The following is a 21,037-nucleotide window of genomic DNA, read 5'->3' as shown; positions in this document are numbered from 1 at the left end:
TTTTCTTAACCGGTTTCTATATTTTATCCTTTAAATTGCCCCATCGCAATAAATTTCTCCTGTCTCTGGGTTTCAAGTTCTTTTCCAGTGAATTTTGAAAAGGCTTTGATGTTCTGCAATATTGAATTTTTAAGGTTCAGATACGTTGTTTCCGGATCGTAATGCGCTCCTCCAAGAGGTTCTTCCACAATTCCGTCGATGAATTTTTCTCTTAAAGCATCTTTCGGAGTCAGGTTCAGAGCGTTTGCCGCATCTTCTTTATGATCCCAGTTTCTCCAAAGGATGGATGAGCAGCTTTCTGGTGCAATTACCGTATACCATGTGTTTTCCAACATATATACTTTGTTTCCTACACCAATTCCCAAAGCTCCGCCACTCGCTCCTTCACCAATAATGTAGGTGAAAATAGGAGTTTTAAGCATCGTCATTTCGAAAATGTTTCTTGCAATTGCTTCTCCCTGTCCTCTTTCTTCCGCTTCAAGACCAGGATAAGCTCCCGGGGTATCTACCAAAGTAATTACAGGAATTCTGAACTTTTCTGCAAGCTTCATCAGTCTTAAAGCTTTTCTGTATCCTTCAGGATTCGGCATTCCGAATCTTCTGTGCTGTCTTTCTTTTGTAGTTCTTCCTTTCTGAGTTCCGATGATCATTACTTTCTGACCGTCCAAGGTTGCTAAACCACCGATCATGGCAGGATCATCTGCGAAATTTCTGTCTCCGTGAAGTTCTAAGAAACTGCCTTTATCCACCATTCCGTGGATATAGTCCAGTGTGTAAGGACGATCCGGATGACGGGAAAGTTGCACTCTTTGCCAAGGGGTAAGATTTCCATAGATTTCTTTTTTCTTTTCTATGATTTTATCCTCGATCTGGCTACATGCTAATTTTACATCAACACCACTTTCTTCTCCTACTAAAGAACAGGTTTGGTATTGGTCCATTAATTCTTTTATAGGAAGTTCGAAACTTAAATATTCCATTCTTGAAGTAAATTAAATCTTTCAAATTTATGAAAAATTATCAAAATCTATTTAAAATTATTTACTGCATTGTTTATTCTGGAGATAGTCTCCTCTTTTCCAAGAAGTTCCATAATGTCCGGAACGTCTGGTCCTTTCAGTTCTCCAACCAACGATAAACGTAAAGGCATCATCACTTTACCCATTCCCAAACCTTTATTTTCCGCGAAATCATGAACCGTCTGCTTAAGATTTTCAGCATTAAAATCAGCTTCTTCAAGATTTGAAGCCAATTCCCTTAAAATTGCCGAAGTTTCATCATTCCATGCTTTTTTGGATGCTTTTTCGTCATAAGAAGTGGGTGCTTCGAAGAAAAACTTTCCGTTTTCGTAGATGTCTTTCGGGAAAGTAGCTCTTTCTTTCATCAGCTTAATCACTTTTAACAGTTTGTCGTCTGATAATGTTAAATTTAAATCTGAATTTTTAAGAATATTCAGTAAATCTTCATCTGAAGTTTTCTGGATGTACTGATGATTGAACCATTCTGCTTTTTCCTTGCTGAATCTTGCTCCGGCTTTATGAACTTTGTTCAGATCAAATTCTTTTGTCATTTCATCCAGAGATAAAATTTCTTTATCGTCTGCAGGAGACCAGCCCAAAAGTGCAACCATATTGATAAATGCTTCAGGAAGATATCCGCTTTCTCTGTATCCTTTGGAAATATTTCCTGTTGCAGGATCTCTAAAATTCAAAGGAAATACAGGGAACCCGAATTTATCGCCATCTCTTTTGCTTAGTTTTCCGGAAATTCCTTTTTTAAGAAATTGTTTTACAGAAGCTAATATTTCATTGTCCTTATCATTTTCGCTTAACATTGATTTAAATCTTGGACTTTTTACTTCTGAAAAGAAAGATTTAATAATTGTTGCAGATTCATCAAAAGAAAACTGATTGTTTTTTGCTACGAACTCTTCTGTGAAAGATTTAGTAATTTCATCTATATTTTCTTTATTAATTAAAGTTGAAACATCAGGTTTTAAAATCAAGGAAAGATGGGCAAACTGAGGCGCTTCCCAACCCATTGCTTCATATAATAAAGTGTGTAGTCCTAAAGAAGGCAGCCATTCTTCACCACGGATAACGTGAGAAATTTCCATTTCGTGGTCATCGATGATGTTGGCGAAATGATAAGTCGGCATTCCATCGTTTTTTACCAGAACTTTATCATCTAAAGTATTGGTATTCACAGAAGAATTTCCTCTGATGATGTCTACAAGATTTAATGTTCTGTCGATCGGCATTTTGAATCTCACGACATACGGCGTTTTTTCATCCAGCAATTTCTGAACTTCCTCTTCAGAAAGTGCAATACTGTTTCTCAAACGGTTTCTTGATTTATTGTCATAAGAAAAAACGTCTCCTCTTGCCTCATATTCTGCACGGATCGCGTCCAGTTCTTCAGCGGTATCAAAAGCAATGTAAGCATAATCTGTTTTTAAGATCTGCTCTGTATATTTATCGTAAATATGTCTTCTTTCAGATTGTCTGTACGGAGCGAATTTTCCTCCTTTTTTCGGGCTTTCATCGGCAATAATTCCGCACCATTCAAGGGCTTCTTCAATGTATTCTTCTGCTCCTTCAACGTATCTTGCGGTATCTGTATCTTCAATTCTCAATACAAATTCACCTCCCTGGTTTTTAGCAAAAAGATAATCGTATAATGCGGTTCTTACGCCTCCTAAATGTAAAGGTCCCGTAGGACTTGGAGCAAAACGTACTCTTACTTTGTCCATTTTAAATAAAAATTTTTGCAAATTTACTTAAACTAATATAAAAAGGTACATTTATTTGCGATAAACTAATTTTAATCATCTATTTGAACGATTTAATTTTCTAAGTGTAAAAATCAATTAAAATAATTTCCTTTTCGAAAAATAACAGATATAATGCTGTATTTTTGTGGAGTTTTAAATTCACCATGGCACAAGTTAAAAAACAGAATAAGTTATCTTTTTATATTCAGGGATTTGCAAGAGGATTATTTCCAGTAAAATCTTTCGAAAAAAAGATTGATGATCTCTATAAAACCGTTTCCAAAGAACAGCTTACAACAGTTGAAAGAAGAGTAGACTATTACAATAAAATTTCCGTTGAAACTCTGGTAAATCATTCCGGAACAACGATTACAGATCTTTTGAAGCCCAAAACTCCGAAAGCCTATTATTTTGATACCTATGAGTATGCAAGATATTTTCCGAAAGATTTAAAAATTGATTTTGCATTTGGTGATGTCAATACCATCCTTGTTTTTCCCAAAATCACGAAAAGCCGTCCTATTCACGGAAATAATGAGAACAATATTTTACTGAATCTGGACAAAGCAAGACATTTTGTATCTGTAAAAGACAACCTGAATTTTTCTGAAAAGAAAAATATCATGATTGGCAGAGCGGCAGTTCATCAGGAACACCGAAAAAGATTTTATGAAAAGTATTTTAACCATCCGCTTTGTGATCTGGGACAGGTTAATAAAAACGGAAATCAGGAATGGATAAAACCTAAGATTTCGATCGGGGAGCATTTAAAAAGTAAATTTATTTTAAGCCTTGAAGGAAATGATGTTGCCACGAATTTAAAATGGATCATGTCTTCTAATTCTATTGCCGTTTCGCCGCCTTTAAAGATGGAAACATGGTATATGGAAGGAACTTTAAAACCAGATGTACATTTTATCGTGATTGATGAGAATTATGAAAATCTTGAGGAAAAGCTTCAGTATTACATCGATCATGAAAATGAAGCTCTGGAAATAATCAGAAATGCCAAAGAATACAGAGCGCAGTTTAATGATAAAAATGTTGAAAATTTAATATCACTTTTGGTATTGAAAAAATATTTTAACTACATTCGCTAAAAATTATTAGACAGATATGCTAGAAATCGGAGAAAGACCTTGGGGAAAATATTATGTTTTAGCGGATGAGCCACATTATAAGCTGAAAAGAATAGAAGTAAATCCGGGGCAGAAATTATCTTACCAGTATCATCATAAAAGACAGGAACAGTGGACGATTATTGAAGGTAATGCGACCATCGTTCTGGATGATAAGGAGATCAGTTTATCTTACGGTGAAAGTATTTTTATACCTCTTGGTGCGAAACACAGAATAATGAATCTTTCGGATAAGCCGGTCGTTTTTATTGAAGTACAAACGGGAACGTATTTCGGCGAGGATGATATCGTGAGGCTTGAGGATGAATATGACAGAAATTAAAAAATAATAGGTTACAGATTGCTGTAGCCTTTTATTTTACTTTTCAAGCTGTCTTTTATTTTTTATTTTATCGACAATATTTAAAATAAAAAAGCGAACCGGATATTTCTTTTTCATTTTCTTTTTGTATTTGTAGTAAAGACTCTTGAAAAGATCCAGGTTTTTACTGAAAATATCATGATGAATCTGAGATTCTTCCAGAATATGTTTATGCTTCTGATATGAATTGGCAATTCTTTTTAGCAGATGTTTATAATTTGAAAAAGTCTGTACATTAAAATCCAGACTGAAAAATCGCAATAGCGTATTTTTCTTTCTTTCGTTATTATCAAAAAATACACCTCCGACCTGTTGACTTTGATGCTGCCTGTAGTAAAACATTTTATCATCAATAAAATCGAATTTATTTTCAGAAGCTGCTATTAATGCAATCCATTCATCATGGTGAAACTCCGGAACAATAGGAAAAGGAATTGTTTTTTTTACAAAATCTTTTTTAATTGCCATTGTTGCACCGGTTGCGATATTTCCCGAAAAACTTATAATCTCAAAAAAGTCAATCTTAATATTTTTTGCCTTCATGAAACCTATAACATCCCAAATGGTGATTACGTCCAAAAGCTTTCCATCATCATCAATCCCAAAACCATTAGAAGCAATGACTTCTATTTCAGGATGGTTTTCAAAATAATTCAGATATTTTTCGACTTTATTTTCAACCCAGATATCGTCCTGATCGCTAAGAAAGATAATTTCGTGGGTACACAACGAAATTGCCTTTTCAAAGTTTTTTACACTTCTTAAATTTTTTTCGTTGATGTAAATCTGAAATAGTTCGGGATATTTTTCTTTGTAAGAATTTAGTATTTCTACTGTAGCATCAGTCGATCCATCATCGCATACGATGATTTCATCAACAGGATGAGTCTGATTCAGAATGGAATCAATTTGTTTTTCTAAAAATTTTTCACCGTTATAGGTACAAACCGCTACAGAAGTTTTCAAATAAATCTTTTTTAATTACTATTCAGAATATGCTTTATCCACTCAGTGAAAGAATATTTTTCTCTTATTTCATTGGGAAGTTCCACGAAATCCTGTTTTAAAAAATGTTCCGCCTCATGAATATTTTCATTCGAGAATACAAAGATATTATTAGGATTATAAAAATCATAATTTTTCACCAAAGGATTGTTGGTAATCAGTTTTTTCTGATATCCGACCGCTTCAAAAACCCTGAATGAAACTCCATTGTGCATGGAATTCTGAAAATCTAATATCACGTTGGATTGCTGCGTGTTCAGGATACTGTCTTTAAAGTTCATTCCTGATTTTTTAAAATGCACAGGAAATCCGGCGTATTTTTTATAATATTTTGATTTATTACAGATGATATTGATGCTGTTTGTAAGACCGATCTTTTTAAAAATTAAAGACAATTGTAATAGCTCATTAATTCGGTCTCTCATAAATGTTCCCACAAAAAATACATCCTGTTGAATTGCTTCTTCGGAATGCAGATAGTCAAAGTAAAAATTGTTAATATGTTGTACGTTAGCATATTTTTTCACATCATTACTGTCAAAAACAAAGAAAGTATCAAAATACTGTATGGTTTTTTCAGCCAGTGGAAATCTTTGCATTCCATCCCATTGATAACCAACGGTGTGTTTGCTTTTTGATTTGATTTTTTGAAGAACCTTTTCACTGAAAAGATCCGGTCTTATTACTAAAGCATAATCTGCGGATTCAATTCCGTTAAGAAAAGTAATTTGTGGACTTTCTTTTTCCAGTGCGGTGATTCTGGCTTTATGAGTTTTATTCTTACTGAACGTTTTTTTATAAAGGTGAATAAGAGAATCTTTGGTTTTAAGTTTAATCTTGGAATTGTCGTGCTTCACCAGATAGACTGTAAAACGCAAAAACTCAAGATTTTCTTTAAAAACCTGAGGAAGTCCGAAATGATCCGGAACTGCTAATATGATGCTTTTATCTTTGAAGTTATCCATCGTTTATATAGAATATCCTGCTTTAGAAAAGTAGGGTTTCCAGAATTCTCTCTCTTTGTTCCATCGGTGACAGCCAAAAGGAAGCTTTCCGTGATTAATTTCCAATGCTTTCTGCTGCTTGTTTTCAATAGAAAATCCACACGCTTCTTTATAGTCTGGTTTAGAAAAATTAATTCCATTTCTTTCCGGCTCTATGCTGAAAAATACATCTTCAGCATAAAATTCACTTATATTTTCTTCCTTCAGATAAACATCTTTAACCTCTGAAAGATTTTTTAATACTTCGATAAATTTTTCGCGCTTTCTTAAAGATAAACCTCCGTTTCCGACTGCATTATAAAGTAAAGATTTGTCTTTCTGCGATTTTCCGTTGCCTTTGAAGTTGATTAAAGCTTTTAATTTTGCGAAACCTCGGTCTGAAATCAGTTTGACCAAAGATATCTTCTCAGAACTTCTGATCCAGGCAGCACCGATATAATCAAAATCTTTATTACACCAATCCAGAAGCTCGTCTTTAAACACGAAACAGTCGGTCTGATAAATCAGTAAATATTTTTCCGAAAAGCTGTTGTAGAAATCTACACTCAGCATAAGACAATTGTATCCGTGGATATTTTTAAAGTAAACATCATCAAAAGCCAAAAATCTGGATGTGAACTTTTCATAGTTGCTCACATCCAAACTTTTGGGATGAATAAACGTAATTTTGTGATTTTTTAAAACATGGAATGCCTGATTTATCGAAATCAGATCATCTGCATCAGGTGTTTTTTTGTATATCGGAATAATAATTTCTACCAAAACAGGTCTATTCTAAAATAGTTTTCTCAATAATCTTCACGCAATCCAGCAATTGCTCTTCTGTAATCACCAAAGGTGGAGCCAATCGGATAATATTTCCGTGGGTAGGTTTTGCAAGCAGTCCATTTTCTTTTAACTTCAGACAAAGATTCCATGCCGTAGAACTTTCAGGAGTGTCGTTAATTAAAATAGCATTCAGCAAACCTTTTCCTCTAACCTTTGTGATAAGGTCTGTTTTTTCAATAATTTTTTCAACTTCGGAACGGAATAATTTTCCCAGTTCTTCCGCTCTTTCAGAAAGTTTTTCTTCTTCTACAACATCTAAAGCTGCAACAGCTACTGCACATGCAATCGGATTTCCTCCAAACGTAGAACCATGTTGTCCCGGTTTAATCACATTCATGATCTCATTATCCGCCAAAACTGCTGAAACGGGGTACATTCCTCCGGAAAGGGCTTTTCCTAAAATTAGAATATCAGGTTGTACATCTTCGTGATGACATGCGATTAATTTTCCTGTTCTTGCAATTCCTGTCTGAACTTCATCGGCAATAAAAAGAACATTATGCTTTTTACACAATTCAGAAGCATTTTTTAAAAATCCTTCATTCGGAACATATACTCCGGCTTCACCCTGAATAGGCTCAACCAAAAATGCCGCAATATTTTCTGCTTCTCTATTTAAAACTTCTTCTAAAGCTTCAAGGTCGTTGTAAGGAATTTTAATAAAACCTGGAGTAAACGGACCGTAATTCTGGTTCGCATCAGGATCATTGGAGAATGAAACAATCGTTGTGGTTCTTCCGTGGAAGTTATTTTCACAAACTACGATTTTTGCAGCATTTTCAGAAATTCCTTTTACTTCGTAGCTCCATTTTCTTGCTAATTTTACTGCTGTTTCCACTGCTTCAGCACCGGAATTCATCGGTAAAACTTTATCAAAACCAAATAGGGTAGTGATCTTTTTTTCGTATTCTCCCAATTTCGAATTATAAAAAGCTCTTGACGTTAAAGCAAGTTTCTGAGCCTGCTCAACTAAAGCTCCTACAATTTTCGGATGAGAATGACCTTGGTTCACAGCAGAATACGCAGAAAGGAAATCATAGTATTTCTTTCCTTCCACATCCCAGACAAAAACACCTTCTCCCTTATCTAAAACAACCGGAAGAGGGTGGTAGTTGTGGGCTCCGTGTCGGTCTTCAAGATCAATGAAATATTGTGAGTCTTTTACTGTTTCTACTGTTGACATAAATTTAGGTTTTGTACAAATTTAAACATTATAATTGATATGAATAAACAGAAATCTTCTACTGAAAAATTTTGTGGGAAAAGTACATTTTAATGATAGAACAGAATGTTTTAGAAATTATTATTCCAATCACTTATCAATTACAGTTTAAATATCTTTTCGTTTTGATTTTTAATAAAAAACCGCCCCAAAAATGAGGCGGTTAAAATATTTTTAAATAATCAATTTAGTGATTATCATATTTTCTGTCCATCACAAAATCCTCCATGAATTTTGTAGTATAGTTTCCTGAAAGGTAATCCTCATTATCCATCAGTTGTCTGTGGAAAGGAATTGTTGTTTTTACACCCTCAATATAGAATTCCTCCAATGCTCTTCTCATTTTTGCAATAGCTTCTTCACGCGTCTGAGCCGTTGTGATAAGTTTTGCAATCATAGAATCGTAGTTGGACGGAATTGTATATCCTGAATAAACGTGTGTATCCACTCTCACTCCGTGTCCTCCGGGAATATTTAATCCTGTGATTTTCCCCGGAGAAGGTCTGAAATCCATGTAAGGATCTTCCGCATTAATTCTGCACTCAATTGAATGCAATTTCGGATAATAATTGATTCCTGAAATCGGAGTTCCTGCAGCCAGAAGAATCTGCTCTCTGATCAGGTCATAATCGATAACCTGCTCGGTGATAGGGTGCTCTACCTGAATTCTTGTATTCATTTCCATGAAATAGAAATTTCTGTGCTTGTCCACAAGGAATTCGATAGTTCCCACCCCTTCATATCCAATAAATTCAGCAGCTTTTACAGCCGCTTCTCCCATTTTTTCACGAAGTTCGTCCGTCATGAAAGGAGAAGGAGTTTCTTCCGTAAGTTTCTGATTTCTTCTCTGTACCGAACAGTCTCTTTCAGAAAGGTGACAGGCTTTACCAAACTGGTCTCCCGCAACCTGAATTTCGATATGTCTTGGCTCTTCGATCAGTTTTTCCATGTACATTCCTCCGTTTCCGAATGCCGCTACAGCTTCCTGAATTGCAGATTCCCAGTGATCTTTAAGGTCTTCGGCTTTCCAAACGGCTCTCATCCCTTTTCCGCCACCTCCTGCAGTTGCTTTGATCATCACAGGATAACCAATTTCCTCAGCAGTTGTTGCAGCGATTTCATAAGACTCGATCAAACCGTCTGAACCCGGTACGCAAGGTACACCTGCTGCTTTCATGGTTGCCTTAGCATTTGCTTTGTCTCCCATTTTTTCAATTTGCTCAGGAGTCGCACCGATGAATTTAATACCGTTTTTTTGACAGATTCTGGAGAAGTTAGCGTTTTCAGATAAGAAACCGTAACCCGGGTGAATAGCGTCTGCATTGGTAATTTCCGCAGCAGCAATAATATTAGGAATTTTTAGATAGGAATCTTTGCTCATTGCCGGACCGATACAAACCGCTTCATCAGCAAATCTTACGTGAAGACTGTCTTTATCTACAGTAGAATATACCGCAACGGTCTTAATTCCCATTTCTTTACAAGTACGTAAAATACGCATTGCAATTTCGCCACGATTGGCTATTAATATTTTTTTGAACATCTCTCCGAAATTTTAAATTATAAATTTTGAATTTTAAATTATTTTAAATGAAAAGCTTCATCTAAAATTTATAATCTGTAATCTAAAATTCCTTAAGATGGATCTACTAAGAATAAAGGTTGGTCGTACTCTACAGGTGTTGCATCGTCTACTAAAATTTTAACGATTTTTCCGCTTACCTCAGATTCGATCTGGTTGAATAACTTCATTGCCTCGATAACGCAAACTACTTTTCCGTTAGAAACCTCATCACCAACATTTACGAACACGTCTTTGTCTGGAGATGGCTTTCTGTAGAAAGTTCCGATCATTGGAGACTTAATGGTCACGTATTTGCTGTCGTCAGAAGCAGCTTCTGTACTTGCAGCAGGTGCAGCAGCCGGAGTTGCAGCCGGTGCAGGAGCAGCAGCTACCTGTTGTGGAGCAGTGTGGTAAACCGCAGGTTGAGCGTAAGCAACTTCACTTCCAGCCAATGGAGTTTTAATAGTGATTTCGAAATCTTTAGTTTTGTACTTTACTTCAGAAACTTCTGCCTTAGATACAAACTTAATAAGATTTTGTATGTCTTTAATGTCCATAAAATTGATATTTGATTTTGTTCCAAAGATACCAAAAAAACATAAAAAACAACAAAAAACCGCCAAATTTTATCAAAATTGGGCGGTTTTTGTATTAAAATGAGTGTTTTTCGAGGAAAATCGACTCTTAGTTTTCTTCAGTAGATGCTACTTCTTTTTCCAATACTACTTTACCTCTGTAGTACAATTTTCCTTCATGCCAGTGAGCTCTGTGGTATAGGTGAAGCTCTCCTGTTGTTGCATCTTTAGCTAATTGAGGAACTACAGCTTTGTAGTGAGTTCTTCTCTTATCTCTTCTTGTAGACGACTGTCTTCTCTTTGGATGTGCCATTTTGTAATAACTTTTTTAATTGATGAGCGATGAGATTCATCATCTCATCATTAAACTATTTAATTTTTATTCTTTAAATTTTTTAGTGCGTCCCATCTCGGGTCGCTTTCATGTTCTTCCTCCTCTTCTTTCTGAATTTCTTTCGGGCTGAACTTTTCCAGAATAGCAAGATCATCATCACTTACATTCGGTGAAATCTTTTTCATCGGAATGGAAAGTGCTACGTTTTCGTAAATCAGCTGAGCGATATTAAACGCATGATCTGAAGTCGGAATAGTGATTACATCTTCTTCGCTGTCATCATACTCTTCCCCAAATTTTACCAAAACTTTGATCTGGTTTTCAATAGGATGATCGAAATTTTCATTCGAAATATCACAAACCAATTCTACCGTTCCGTTTACTTTGATCTCAAATTCTAAAAAGGTAGAATGCTTATCTAATAAGACATCCACCGCAATTTTAGGATTTGTAAATTCCTGTTCAGTGTCAAATAATTGAAAGAACTCTTTATCTATCTCAAACCTGAACTCGTGCTTGCCGGTTTTTAGTCCGGAAAAGCTTACGTCATAGTTTCTTAACTTGTCCATAAAATGAGTGTGCAAAAATATGCAATTTTTTTATAATAACAAATAAAATTTCTAACAAATTAATTTAAAATCTTTATTAAAGATTTATCCTTCAGTTTCATCCGGCAGATCTTCGTCTATTCCGTTGTCTACTGCCATTTTTCTTGGCTGCAGACGATTGTTCATCAGATCGTTGTATTCCGTTCTGTTCCTGAAAATTTTAATAGCAGTGAAAATCGCTTCTGTAAAACTCTGTGGATCGGCAACATTTTTTCCGGCAATGTCATAAGCCGTTCCGTGATCCGGAGATGTTCTGATGAATGGAAGTCCTGCCGTATAATTTACCCCTTCTTCATACGCCAGCGTTTTGAAAGGAGCTAGTCCCTGATCGTGATACATGGCTAAAACAGCATCGAAGCTTTTGTATTTTCCGGGTTGGAAAAAACTGTCTGCCGGAAAAGGTCCGAAAGCAAGAATTCCGTTGTCGGAAAGTTCTTTAATTGCCGGAGCAATAACTTCAATTTCTTCTTTTCCGATTACTCCGCCGTCTCCTGCGTGAGGATTTAAGCCCAGAACAGCAATTTTAGGTCGGGTAATATTAAAATCTTCAATCAGCGTCTGGTTTAAAACCCGGATTTGTTTTTTTATCTTTTCCTTGGAAATATTTTCCGCAACTTGTGCAATCGGAATATGATGTGTTGAAACCGCTACTTTAAGATCTTCTGTTACCAGAAACATCAATCCTTTTTTATTGAATTTCTCTTCAAAATATCCTGTGTGACCAGCGTGTTTAAAGCCCATTTTCACCATTTCATCTTTGTTGATTGGTGCCGTAACCAAAACATCGATTTCCCCTTTCAGTAAAGCTTCGGTAGCCGCTTCCAGAGAATCGATCGCCATTTTGGTGGATTCTTCAGTAGGTGTTCCCAGTTCTACCATCGAATTTTCCTTCACCAGATTCACCATGTTCAGTTTTGCCGCCTGAGCCTGCGAAGCTTCGGTGATGTAGTTAAAATTTAAATTTAACTTAAAAATATTTTTCTGATAGGTAAATAATTTTCCCGAACCAAAAATTACAGGTGTGAAAAAATCCGTAATGGTTTTGTCTGCAAGAGATTTCATGATGATTTCGGGACCGATGCCGTTGAAATCTCCAATTGAAATTCCTACTCGTACTTTATGGTTTTTTGGGCTCATTTTGATTATCTTTGAACATTATAATTTTACAAATTTAGCAAAAAATAATATGTTCACAGGAATTATTGAAGCAGTTGGAGTAATTGAGAAGATCGAAGAAAACGGAAGCAATATAGATTTTACCTTAACATGCCCGTTTACCAATGAATTGAAAATCGACCAGAGTCTTGCACACAACGGTTGTTGTCTTACGGTTGTGAAAATTGAAGGAGACCGTTATGTGGTAACCGCCATCAATGAAACTTTAGAAAAAACAAATCTTGGAAAATGGCAGGAAGGAACCGTGGTGAATCTTGAACGCTGCATGAAAATGGACGGAAGACTGGATGGGCATATTGTTCAGGGACACGTTGATAAAACCGGGGAAGTGGTGAACATTGAGAATAAAGACGGAAGTTATTTTATTACCATGAAATATGAAGATAACGGAAATTTTGTAACCGTTCCACAGGGTTCAATTACAGTGAATGGGATCAGTTTAACCGTGGCAAAAAGCGAAGATACACAGTTTTCTGTAGCGATCATTCCGTATACATGGGAATTCACAAATATGCAATATTTAAAAATTGGAGATAAAGTTAATCTGGAATTTGATATAATTGGTAAGTATATTGCTAGGTTAATTAAAAAATAGCGGATGTCAATTAATATATATAAAGGATATAGCTTAAGGAACCGTGTGTTCTTCGGTTTCTTATTGGTTTGTCTTTTAAGTGTTGTCGCTTCTTCGCTGGTTCCGTACTTTGTTTTAAAGGAAAATTACGAAAAACAAAGTGAAATTGACATGCAGAACAAGACGGGTACTGTAATTAGTTACCTGGATTATGAACTGAGCAGGACGCGTGTAAAAACGAGCGATCTTCCTGAACTTCTGGATAATAAAATATATGAAATAGCCGATATTAACAAACATCCTGTTGTTGTTTATGATTTAAAGGGAAATTACCTTCTTTCCAGTGTAGAAGGAAATTCGGAGTATAAAAAACCTGTTCCTTTAAATATTCTCAACCGTATTTTGGCAACCAAAGCAAGGGTGGATATTAAAGGGTATGATGCCAGTAAAGATGCGGTTCTTACCTCTTCATATTTATTACTGAAAAATAATGATTTAGAACCTATAGGGATCGTATACATTCCGCTTTATCATGATGAAGCTGCGTATTTTGATGTCTTGAACGTTTATGTAAAATATATTATTCTTGTAGATGTTCTGCTGATCTTATTCAGCGTATGGTTTAGCTGGGTGATGTCTAATAACTTAGCAAAAAATATTACCAAATTCTCGGATATGATTACGCGCATTACATTGTTTGAAAATGAAATGCGTCCGATCCGTTACTATAAAAACGACGAACTGAATGCTTTGGCAAGAGCTTATAATAGAATGATTCTCCAGATTCAGGATCAGAAGGAAAGACTTCGTTTTAAAGCTTCGGAAGAAGCGTGGAGAGAAATGGCAAAACAGGTTGCGCATGAGGTGAAAAATCCTTTAACCCCCATGAAACTGACCATCCAGAATTTTGAAAGAAAATTTGATCCCGAAGATCCGAATATCAGAGAAAGAGTAAAGCAGATGAGCAAAACCATGGTCGATCAGATCGATTTGATTGCTACCGTAGCTTCTGCATTCTCGGAATTTGCCAAATTGCCTGAAAAAAACAATGAGATCATCAATCTGAATACTGAGGTGGAAGATATTCTCCGTGTTTTTAATGATGACAGCATCTTCATGCATTCCAATAAAAGCAATATCATGATCAATATGGACAGGATCTATTTGTCCAGAATCATTACCAACCTTGTGACGAATGCAAGACAGGCGGAAAGCGATGAAAGAAAATTAATTATCAATGTAGATCTTGAGCAGCATCAGAGACGTGTGATGATTTCCGTACAGGACAATGGAATAGGAATCCCGGAAAATATTTATGAAAGGATTTTTGAACCAAATTTCACCTCAAAAAACAGCGGAATGGGACTTGGTCTTTCCATGGTAAGAATAATGGTGGAAGATTACAAAGGAGAAATCACCGTTAAATCAGAAGTTGGAAAAGGATCGACTTTTACCATCACATTACCGACAAATTTATAGTGAAGCCTTTTACATTCAGACAATTTGAAATTCAGCAGTCTAAAAACGTCTTTCGCGTAGGAACGGACGGTGTTTTGCTGGGTGCTTTAGCTTGTGTTGATAACGCTTCTAAAGTACTGGAAGTCGGAACAGGAACCGGATTAATTTCGATGATGTTAGCGCAAAAAAATCAGAATGCACAATTTTTGGGAATCGACATCAATGAAGAAGCGGCACATCTCACCAAACTTAATTTTGAAAATTCACCTTTTGCTTCACGATTAAAAAATATTCATCAGGATTTTAAATATTTTGAACCCGAAGAAAAATTTGATCTGATTGTTTCCAATCCACCGTATTTTGAAGTTTCCGGCTCAGAAAAAGATAAAATCGCAAGGCAGACCGTGGAATTAAATTTCCGACAGCTCATTTCAAAATCATCTTCTTTACTAACGGAAAAAGGAATATTTTCAGTCATTATTCCTGTTGAAGCCGGAAACGATTTTATTCAGTTTGCGAATGAAAATCAGTTGTTTTTAGTTAAAAAAATCAATATTAAAGGCATTGAAAACTCAAAAACAAAAAGATTGATTCTTGAATTTTCTTTAAACGAGCAATCGTACGAAGAACTAGAGTTTACCATAGAAAAAAGTCCGAGACAATACTCGGACCAATATCTTGAACTCACCAAAGAGTTTCATGTTTTTAGGAAATAAGAATATTATAAACCATTAAGTAATTGTTAAGGAATTAAGAATATTAAGTACTTTTCCGCTTTAAAAATCTATTTGATTTTTTTAAAGAAACTTAACTTCTTAAATGTCCTTAATGGTTTAAATTTTACTCAAATAATTCTGCAGTATCAAGCACGGAAACTTTTCCGTCTTCACATCTTATGGCTTCACCCGGAAAATTCTGGATCATATGATAATCGTGTGTTGCCATAACAACAGCCGCTCCGTTTTCAAGCGCAACCTGCTTTAGTAAAGTCATGATTTCATTGGACGTTTCAGGGTCAAGGTTTCCTGTAGGCTCATCCGCAAGAATAAGATCCGGATGATTGAGAAGCGCTCTCGCGATAGCAACACGCTGTTGTTCTCCTCCTGAAAGTTCGTGCGGCATTTTGTGCTTCTTACTTTTCATGTTTACACTGCCAAGAACTTCGTTAATGCGGTCTTCCATTTTTGTCTTATCGCTCCATCCTGTTGCTTCGAGTACGAATTTCAGGTTTTTTTCAACCGTTCTGTCAGAAAGCAACTGGAAATCCTGAAAAACAATTCCTAATTTTCTTCTCAGGTTCGGAACGTCTGAAGCTCTCAGTTTGGCAAGGTCAAAACCTACCACTGCACCGTGTCCGGAAGCTAAAGGAATATGCCCGTACAAAGTTTTCAGCAGGGAACTTTTTCCGGAACCTGTTTTCCCGATAAGATAGCAGAATCTTCCTTTTTTGATGTTCAGATTCACATCAGAAAGAACCGTGAAGTTTTTTTGGGCAATCTTCGCGTGCTGTAAGCTGATGATATTGTCTCCGGCGATATTTGTATGTGGCATAATTCAGTTTTAAAGTACTTTTTCTTAAAATTTTTTCAGATTTTAAAAATAGGAAAAAGAAGAATAAATAACCTAAATTTTGGGAAAATTTAACAACAAAAAATGCCTGAAAAACTACTTTTCAAGCATGATTTGTATATGATAATAAAAAGATTATCTCTTAGCGCGTGAAGCACTTACAGTTAAACTCTTTCTGCCTTTAGCTCTTCTCGCAGCCAAAACTCTTCTTCCATTTGGCGTAGACATTCTTTCTCTGAAACCGTGTTTGTTTCTTCTTTTTCTTTCTGATGGCTGGAATGTTCTTTTACTCATTACTATATGTTTAAATCGTAATTATCTATTAATTTTCAGGTTGCAAAGATATGGAATTTTTTAAAAGTTGCAAACTTTACAAATCTTTTTTTAAAAAAATTACACTGTTTTTTCATGCATTCTTTGCAAATGCCGACGGGATGCGTACTTTCCCGATATTGTAAAATAATGCACAATGATTTGTTTAAAAGCTCTATCTTTGGAAACTCAAATTTAAAGAAAAAATAAACATCATGATGTTTACACCAGCAGAACTTTTAGAAATCAACAAGTTACTTACTCCGGAACATAAAATTGTAATTCTTACCCATTATAATCCGGATGGCGATGCTATTGGTTCCAGCCTTGGTTTAAAACATTATCTGAAAGCAAAAGGAATTCATGCAGAGGTAATTGTTCCCAACGATTTTCCTAAATTTCTGAAATGGATGCCCGAAGCAAAAAAGGTTCTGATTGCAGACTACAAAAGAAAAGTAGCTTCTGATCTTATCTATGACGCAGATGTTATTTTCTGCCTGGATTTCAATGCGCCTTCCAGAATCGGGATTTTGGGAGACTGGCTTACCAATTCCAGAGCGAAAAAGATTCTTATCGATCATCATCAGCAGCCTGAGAAATTTGACTTTGTTTATTCCGATACCATAATTCCTGCGACCTGTCAGATGGTGTATCATTTCATAGAAGCGATGAATGATGAAAATCTTGTGAATAACGATATTGCAGAATGTCTTTATACCGGAATTATGACAGATACAGGAGGTTTCAGATTCCGTTCTACAAGTGCAACCACGCACAGAATTATTGCCAATCTCATCGGACACGGAGCAGATCCTGCGATGATTACTTCCAATACATGGGATACCAATACCGTTTCCCGTCTTCATTTATTAGCTCTGATTTTAGGAAGAATAGAAGTGGTAAAAGACGGAAAAGTGGCTGTTCTTTATTTAACAAGGGAAGAGCTGAAAGAATATGGCTTCCAGAAAGGTGATACAGAAGGTTTCGTTAATTACGGTCTGAGTATTTTAGGCGTAAAAATGGCAGCGTTCTTTATGGAAGATCTGTATGAAGATTTTATTAAAATTTCTTTCAGAAGTAAGGATGATATGGATGTGAATCAGTTCTCAAGAAAATATTTCAATGGAGGAGGTCACATTAATGCAGCCGGAGGAAAATCTTACGAATCTTTGCAGGGAACTATTGAAACATTCAAAGGGAAAATAGAAGGAGAGGAGAGTTTGTAAGTTTGATTTAGGTTTAGGCTGAGATTGAGGTTAAGTTTAAGGTTTAGCCTAAGAAAGCTCTGCGTATATTTTCATTCAGAAAGAAATAAAAACGGATGAAGAATCTGAATTTTATTGATTTTAATCCCTGAAAATAATCAACGCAGAATTTAAATTGCTTTTAAAGAGATGGCTTCGTCGTTCGAATTAAGTTCGCAGACCTTCGGTCTGTCCGCAATAACACTCACTCACATTCTAAAAACTCTCAACGCTATAACTCTAAAACTCCAAAACCCTCAAACCCTCAACTCTAACCCCTCGAATATCCCTTTTCCTCAAGCTCTTTACAAGTGTATTCATAAACTTCCTGAAACATAATATCTAAGAATTTTTTGTTAAAAAGACTGAATTTCGTCATCTTCGGCGGATCCAGAAAAATATCGCAGGTCTTGGCTTTGGAATATACAGATTTTGCGATGGCCAAGTGTAAAATCCGGTCAAATTCCTTCATTAAGCTCATTTTTTCCAGACTATCGTAGCTGATGGAATTGACGTGGGAAGCAATAAGGAAATCGCATTTGTCTACAATCGGTTCAATCGGTAGATTGTCTAAAACACCGCCGTCTACATAAATCTTTTCGCCAATTTTTACTGGAGGCAAAACAAAAGGAACGCTTGAAGAAGCCAATAACGGGATGAAAAGTTCACCTTCCGAGAAAAAATCTACAATTCCGTGCGTCATTTCAGTGGCGGCAACATACAAAGGAATTTTTAAAATGTTAAAATTATCTTCCGGAAAATGATCGGTGAAAAGTTTCAGAATAAATTTAGAACTGAAAATTCCGTTTTTGGAGAGTTTAAGATAAGACCTCGAAAAAAAAGTAGTCTGTTTTACGATTTCCATCATTTCATCCGGAGATTTCCCGAAAGAATAAAACGCTCCTACAATAGATCCTGCACTCGTGCCAGAAATAATGTCCGGTTTCAGATCGTACTCTTCCAAAGCCTTTAAAACCGCAATGTGAGCAATTCCGCGCATTCCTCCACCTGAAAGAGTCAGACCGATGACGGGTTTCTTTTTTTTGAAAGAGAAAAAATCCAGCATACTAAAAGACCAAATGTTTCGGCATATTGTGAAGAAGCTCTGTATTGATGATCTCTGCGCAGATTTTTGGCTTTTCCCAATGTCCGTTGTGTCCGCAATCAAGAATGTAGGATTTAATGTTGGTACGGTCGGGAAGATGCTTAATCATGGTTTCGGTTTTTACCGCGTTGTCGTGTTTTCCGGCAAGAACCAAAATTTTTGCCTCAAGATTTTCCATGATATGCTTTTTGTCAGTTCGTTCCACCATTCCTTTTACAGATGCCAAAGCTCCGAGATTATTGGTAGAAAGGGCAACTTCCAGTGCGGTTTCTATTTTTCCTTCCAGAATGTCTTTTTCATTGGGATTAAACAGATTCGGAACTCCTGCTCTCGCGTAATGCGCGAAAGCATCTTTGATGATGCGGTAACTTTTGATGCGCTGTTCTTTTTTTTCATCATCATCCGGAAAATACGTGGAGAAAAATAAAGTTAAACTTTTCAGGTATTCAGGATGTTTTTCTGCGAAAGCCAGAGAAACATACCCTCCCATCGAATGTCCGAGTAAGTGAATTTTGGTTATATTTTCATGATCCAAAACTTTTTTTACCTCTTCCGCCATCAGTTCCATCGTCTGAACTTCCGCAATGATTTCAGATTGTCCATGACCGGGAAGATCAATTTTTAACAATGAAAAATTGTCGGAAAGATGAGGCTGCATATCGCTCCAGATAGAAAGATTTTCCATGAAGCCGTGAATCAGAACCAAAGTTTCTTTTCCGTTTCCTTTTCTCTCGAAGTTTAACATATTTCAGTAATTAAAAGTGAATGTCAATATATTCAACAAATCCCGAACCATTTACCATATCCTGAAGTCGGTATGTTTTTCCTCCGTCCTTTGACATGAAAGTTTTTGTTCCTTTTCTGGTATAAGGTTTTCCGTTGTCGTTTGCTGAAATACTTTCTGTAATTTCTCCTGTAAAATTCATGTGTTTGTCTGAAACAACCGCCATAAATCCTTTTATTTCGACGGTGTTTTTTCCGGAGCTGATATTTCCTGAAACGTCGTAATGGTCTCTTTCGCCATCAATTTTTTTGAAATTTACAGAACCCGAATTTTTAATTGAATTATGAGTGAATTTGTGAGACCCGCTGAAATCTTTAAAATGATTTTTGGATTTTATGCTGTCGTTGATTTTTGTTCTCGCAGCGTTAATAGAATCGATGATTTTTGTACTGTCGGTCTTATCGGAAGTAGAAGTTGCTTCTTTTTTGGAGCATGAAACAATAAAAGCTGCTAAAACAACTGCGGTTAAAAAGTTTTTCATTAATGAATAAATTATACTCAAAAGTAAATAAAAAAAAGAGCATTTTAAAAATGCCCTTCTTATTTTATTTGATTAATTCTTCGTAAACTTTCTTTTCCCAAGGTTTAATGTCGGTAACTCCATATCTTTCTTTTTTCGAAATAGCGATGTTGTCCAAAACATCTACAAAGTTTTTATAGTTTGCGTCGTCTGTTGGTTCCACGATAATAGTGAAATTTTCCTTATTGGGAGCATTATTGTAGGCTTCCGAAATAATTTTAGTGATATTAATTCCACTGAAATTTGTTTCTTTTAAATTACTTGTATTTAATCCTTCTTTAAAGCTTTGATGATAAAATACTCTGTTATCTTTTCCTAAAATAAAGGTAACCTGATTTAAAGGTTTTATTACGGGTTTGTGCGTTGGGTCTGGATGTGGATCTTTAGCAGGCAGTCCTAAATCCATCACATTAGGTTTTGTAAAATTCGTGGTAAACATAAAAAAGGTGATGAGTAAAAATCCTAAATCTACCATTGGAGTCATGTCAACTCGGATCAGTTTTTTTCTTTGTTTGCTTCCTCCCTGCTTCTCTTGTGCAATAACTTCAGCCATAATTAATAGTTTTTAAAATGTTAAACAATTTTCAATAAAGGGTGTTGTATCTCTATTTTTGTTTTGGAATCAATACAAAGTTTATACCTAAATTTTAAAAATGGTATTAATTTAACATTTTTACTATGTGTTTTCATTTAAATCTTTTAAAATCAATATATTAAAAAAATAACGGTTTCTAAAGCTTAAGAATTTATTAAGCAAAAGTTTCTGCTATCATTTGCTGAACGAAGTGCCCTTGCGAACCAAAAATAAAAAGCATAGCTATATTAAATCTTGTGATCGTTGCGTTTAAATGAAACTCGCCCAAATTAGATTATTAAAAAAAG

General features: G+C 35.6%; 23 protein-coding genes. 6 read left to right on the top strand and 17 right to left on the bottom strand.

Annotated elements, in window-relative coordinates:
* Positions 1-23: 23 nt before the first annotated feature.
* Together H6W53_RS20275 and gltX are read right to left on the bottom strand one after the other, a co-directional pair.
* Positions 24-980, bottom strand: a complete 957-nt coding sequence (locus H6W53_RS20275) for an acetyl-CoA carboxylase carboxyltransferase subunit alpha (protein WP_076390571.1) — start codon at positions 978-980, stop codon at positions 24-26.
* Positions 981-1,027: 47 nt separating this feature from the next.
* Positions 1,028-2,752 (bottom strand): glutamate--tRNA ligase, encoded by a 1,725-nt coding sequence (gene gltX, locus H6W53_RS20270; protein ID WP_185209312.1) that lies wholly within the window; start codon positions 2,750-2,752, stop codon positions 1,028-1,030.
* Positions 2,753-2,937: 185 nt separating this feature from the next.
* On the opposite strand from gltX, the gene H6W53_RS20265 reads away from it, so the two are divergent.
* Together H6W53_RS20265 and H6W53_RS20260 are read left to right on the top strand one after the other, a co-directional pair.
* Complete coding sequence (locus H6W53_RS20265; protein ID WP_185209309.1) at positions 2,938-3,873, top strand: glycosyltransferase; 936 nt, start codon at positions 2,938-2,940, stop codon at positions 3,871-3,873.
* A 16-nt stretch (positions 3,874-3,889) separates the two neighbouring features.
* The gene (locus tag H6W53_RS20260) at positions 3,890-4,234 is read left to right on the top strand and encodes a phosphomannose isomerase type II C-terminal cupin domain (RefSeq protein ID WP_076390574.1); all 345 of its coding nucleotides are present in this window, start codon (positions 3,890-3,892) and stop codon (positions 4,232-4,234) included.
* A gap of 36 nt (positions 4,235-4,270) precedes the next feature.
* Here H6W53_RS20260 and H6W53_RS20255 read toward each other — a convergent pair whose 3' ends face one another.
* From H6W53_RS20255 to pdxA, 9 genes are all read right to left on the bottom strand, one after another.
* Positions 4,271-5,239: a glycosyltransferase family 2 protein gene (locus H6W53_RS20255; RefSeq protein ID WP_185209307.1), complete on the bottom strand. Its 969-nt coding sequence runs from the start codon at positions 5,237-5,239 to the stop codon at positions 4,271-4,273.
* 11 nt (positions 5,240-5,250) lie between these two features.
* Positions 5,251-6,243, bottom strand: a complete 993-nt coding sequence (locus tag H6W53_RS20250) for a hypothetical protein (RefSeq protein WP_185209305.1) — start codon at positions 6,241-6,243, stop codon at positions 5,251-5,253.
* 3 nt (positions 6,244-6,246) lie between these two features.
* Entirely contained in the window at positions 6,247-7,044 is a 798-nt protein-coding gene (locus tag H6W53_RS20245; RefSeq protein WP_185209303.1) for a DUF5672 family protein, read from the bottom strand.
* A gap of 7 nt (positions 7,045-7,051) precedes the next feature.
* Positions 7,052-8,293 (bottom strand): ornithine--oxo-acid transaminase, encoded by a 1,242-nt coding sequence (gene rocD / locus H6W53_RS20240; RefSeq protein WP_116098645.1) that lies wholly within the window; start codon positions 8,291-8,293, stop codon positions 7,052-7,054.
* A 226-nt stretch (positions 8,294-8,519) separates the two neighbouring features.
* A complete protein-coding gene (gene accC / locus H6W53_RS20235) occupies positions 8,520-9,875 on the bottom strand; it encodes an acetyl-CoA carboxylase biotin carboxylase subunit (RefSeq protein ID WP_185209301.1) in 1,356 nt (451 codons plus the stop codon).
* 92 nt (positions 9,876-9,967) lie between these two features.
* Positions 9,968-10,453, bottom strand: coding sequence for an acetyl-CoA carboxylase biotin carboxyl carrier protein (gene accB / locus H6W53_RS20230; RefSeq protein WP_116098646.1), 486 nt, complete (start codon positions 10,451-10,453; stop codon positions 9,968-9,970).
* 127 nt (positions 10,454-10,580) lie between these two features.
* Entirely contained in the window at positions 10,581-10,784 is a 204-nt protein-coding gene (gene rpmF / locus H6W53_RS20225; protein ID WP_076390581.1) for a 50S ribosomal protein L32, read from the bottom strand.
* A gap of 59 nt (positions 10,785-10,843) precedes the next feature.
* Positions 10,844-11,374: a YceD family protein gene (locus H6W53_RS20220; protein ID WP_185209299.1), complete on the bottom strand. Its 531-nt coding sequence runs from the start codon at positions 11,372-11,374 to the stop codon at positions 10,844-10,846.
* Positions 11,375-11,458: 84 nt separating this feature from the next.
* Positions 11,459-12,550, bottom strand: coding sequence for a 4-hydroxythreonine-4-phosphate dehydrogenase PdxA (gene pdxA, locus H6W53_RS20215; RefSeq protein WP_185209297.1), 1,092 nt, complete (start codon positions 12,548-12,550; stop codon positions 11,459-11,461).
* A 49-nt stretch (positions 12,551-12,599) separates the two neighbouring features.
* Here pdxA and H6W53_RS20210 point away from each other — a divergent pair, with 49 nt between their 5' ends.
* Genes H6W53_RS20210 through H6W53_RS20200 form a run of 3 tightly spaced genes read left to right on the top strand, consistent with a single transcriptional unit; the run spans position 12,600 to position 15,337 of the window.
* Positions 12,600-13,184: a riboflavin synthase gene (locus H6W53_RS20210; protein WP_185209295.1), complete on the top strand. Its 585-nt coding sequence runs from the start codon at positions 12,600-12,602 to the stop codon at positions 13,182-13,184.
* A 3-nt stretch (positions 13,185-13,187) separates the two neighbouring features.
* The gene (locus H6W53_RS20205) at positions 13,188-14,642 is read left to right on the top strand and encodes a sensor histidine kinase (RefSeq protein WP_185209293.1); all 1,455 of its coding nucleotides are present in this window, start codon (positions 13,188-13,190) and stop codon (positions 14,640-14,642) included.
* Positions 14,642-15,337: a tRNA1(Val) (adenine(37)-N6)-methyltransferase gene (locus tag H6W53_RS20200; RefSeq protein WP_317169763.1), complete on the top strand. Its 696-nt coding sequence runs from the start codon at positions 14,642-14,644 to the stop codon at positions 15,335-15,337. Before H6W53_RS20205 ends, H6W53_RS20200 begins: the two co-directional genes overlap by 1 nt.
* 124 nt (positions 15,338-15,461) lie before the next feature.
* Here the strand turns inward: H6W53_RS20200 and H6W53_RS20195 are convergent, their stop codons facing one another.
* Positions 15,462-16,172, bottom strand: a complete 711-nt coding sequence (locus H6W53_RS20195) for a cell division ATP-binding protein FtsE (protein ID WP_076390587.1) — start codon at positions 16,170-16,172, stop codon at positions 15,462-15,464.
* Between the two features lie 153 nt (positions 16,173-16,325).
* Positions 16,326-16,484, bottom strand: a complete 159-nt coding sequence (gene rpmH, locus H6W53_RS20190; RefSeq protein WP_007843334.1) for a 50S ribosomal protein L34 — start codon at positions 16,482-16,484, stop codon at positions 16,326-16,328.
* Between the two features lie 236 nt (positions 16,485-16,720).
* On the opposite strand from rpmH, the gene H6W53_RS20185 reads away from it, so the two are divergent.
* On the top strand, positions 16,721-17,728 hold the full coding sequence (locus H6W53_RS20185) for a DHH family phosphoesterase (RefSeq protein WP_185209334.1): 1,008 nt from the start codon (positions 16,721-16,723) through the stop codon (positions 17,726-17,728).
* Between the two features lie 289 nt (positions 17,729-18,017).
* Here the strand turns inward: H6W53_RS20185 and H6W53_RS20180 are convergent, their stop codons facing one another.
* The 4 genes from H6W53_RS20180 to H6W53_RS20165 all read right to left on the bottom strand — a co-directional run bounded on the left by H6W53_RS20180 (position 18,018) and on the right by H6W53_RS20165 (position 20,708).
* On the bottom strand, positions 18,018-18,812 hold the full coding sequence (locus H6W53_RS20180; RefSeq protein ID WP_228457573.1) for a patatin-like phospholipase family protein: 795 nt from the start codon (positions 18,810-18,812) through the stop codon (positions 18,018-18,020).
* A 1-nt stretch (position 18,813) separates the two neighbouring features.
* Positions 18,814-19,596 carry an alpha/beta fold hydrolase gene (locus H6W53_RS20175; RefSeq protein WP_116098653.1) on the bottom strand — a complete coding sequence of 261 codons (783 nt, stop codon included), beginning with the start codon at positions 19,594-19,596 and terminating at the stop codon, positions 18,814-18,816.
* A gap of 10 nt (positions 19,597-19,606) precedes the next feature.
* The gene (locus H6W53_RS20170) at positions 19,607-20,116 is read right to left on the bottom strand and encodes a hypothetical protein (protein WP_116098654.1); all 510 of its coding nucleotides are present in this window, start codon (positions 20,114-20,116) and stop codon (positions 19,607-19,609) included.
* A 64-nt stretch (positions 20,117-20,180) separates the two neighbouring features.
* Positions 20,181-20,708 (bottom strand): biopolymer transporter ExbD, encoded by a 528-nt coding sequence (locus H6W53_RS20165; protein WP_185209291.1) that lies wholly within the window; start codon positions 20,706-20,708, stop codon positions 20,181-20,183.
* Between the last annotated feature and the right edge of the window lie 329 nt (positions 20,709-21,037).

Source organism: Chryseobacterium sp. C3, assembly GCF_014218905.1.
Lineage (GTDB): Bacteria > Bacteroidota > Bacteroidia > Flavobacteriales > Weeksellaceae > Chryseobacterium > Chryseobacterium mucoviscidosis.
The sequence above is the reverse complement of the archived record's forward strand: the minus strand, read 5'-3'. Positions and strand labels throughout refer to the sequence as shown.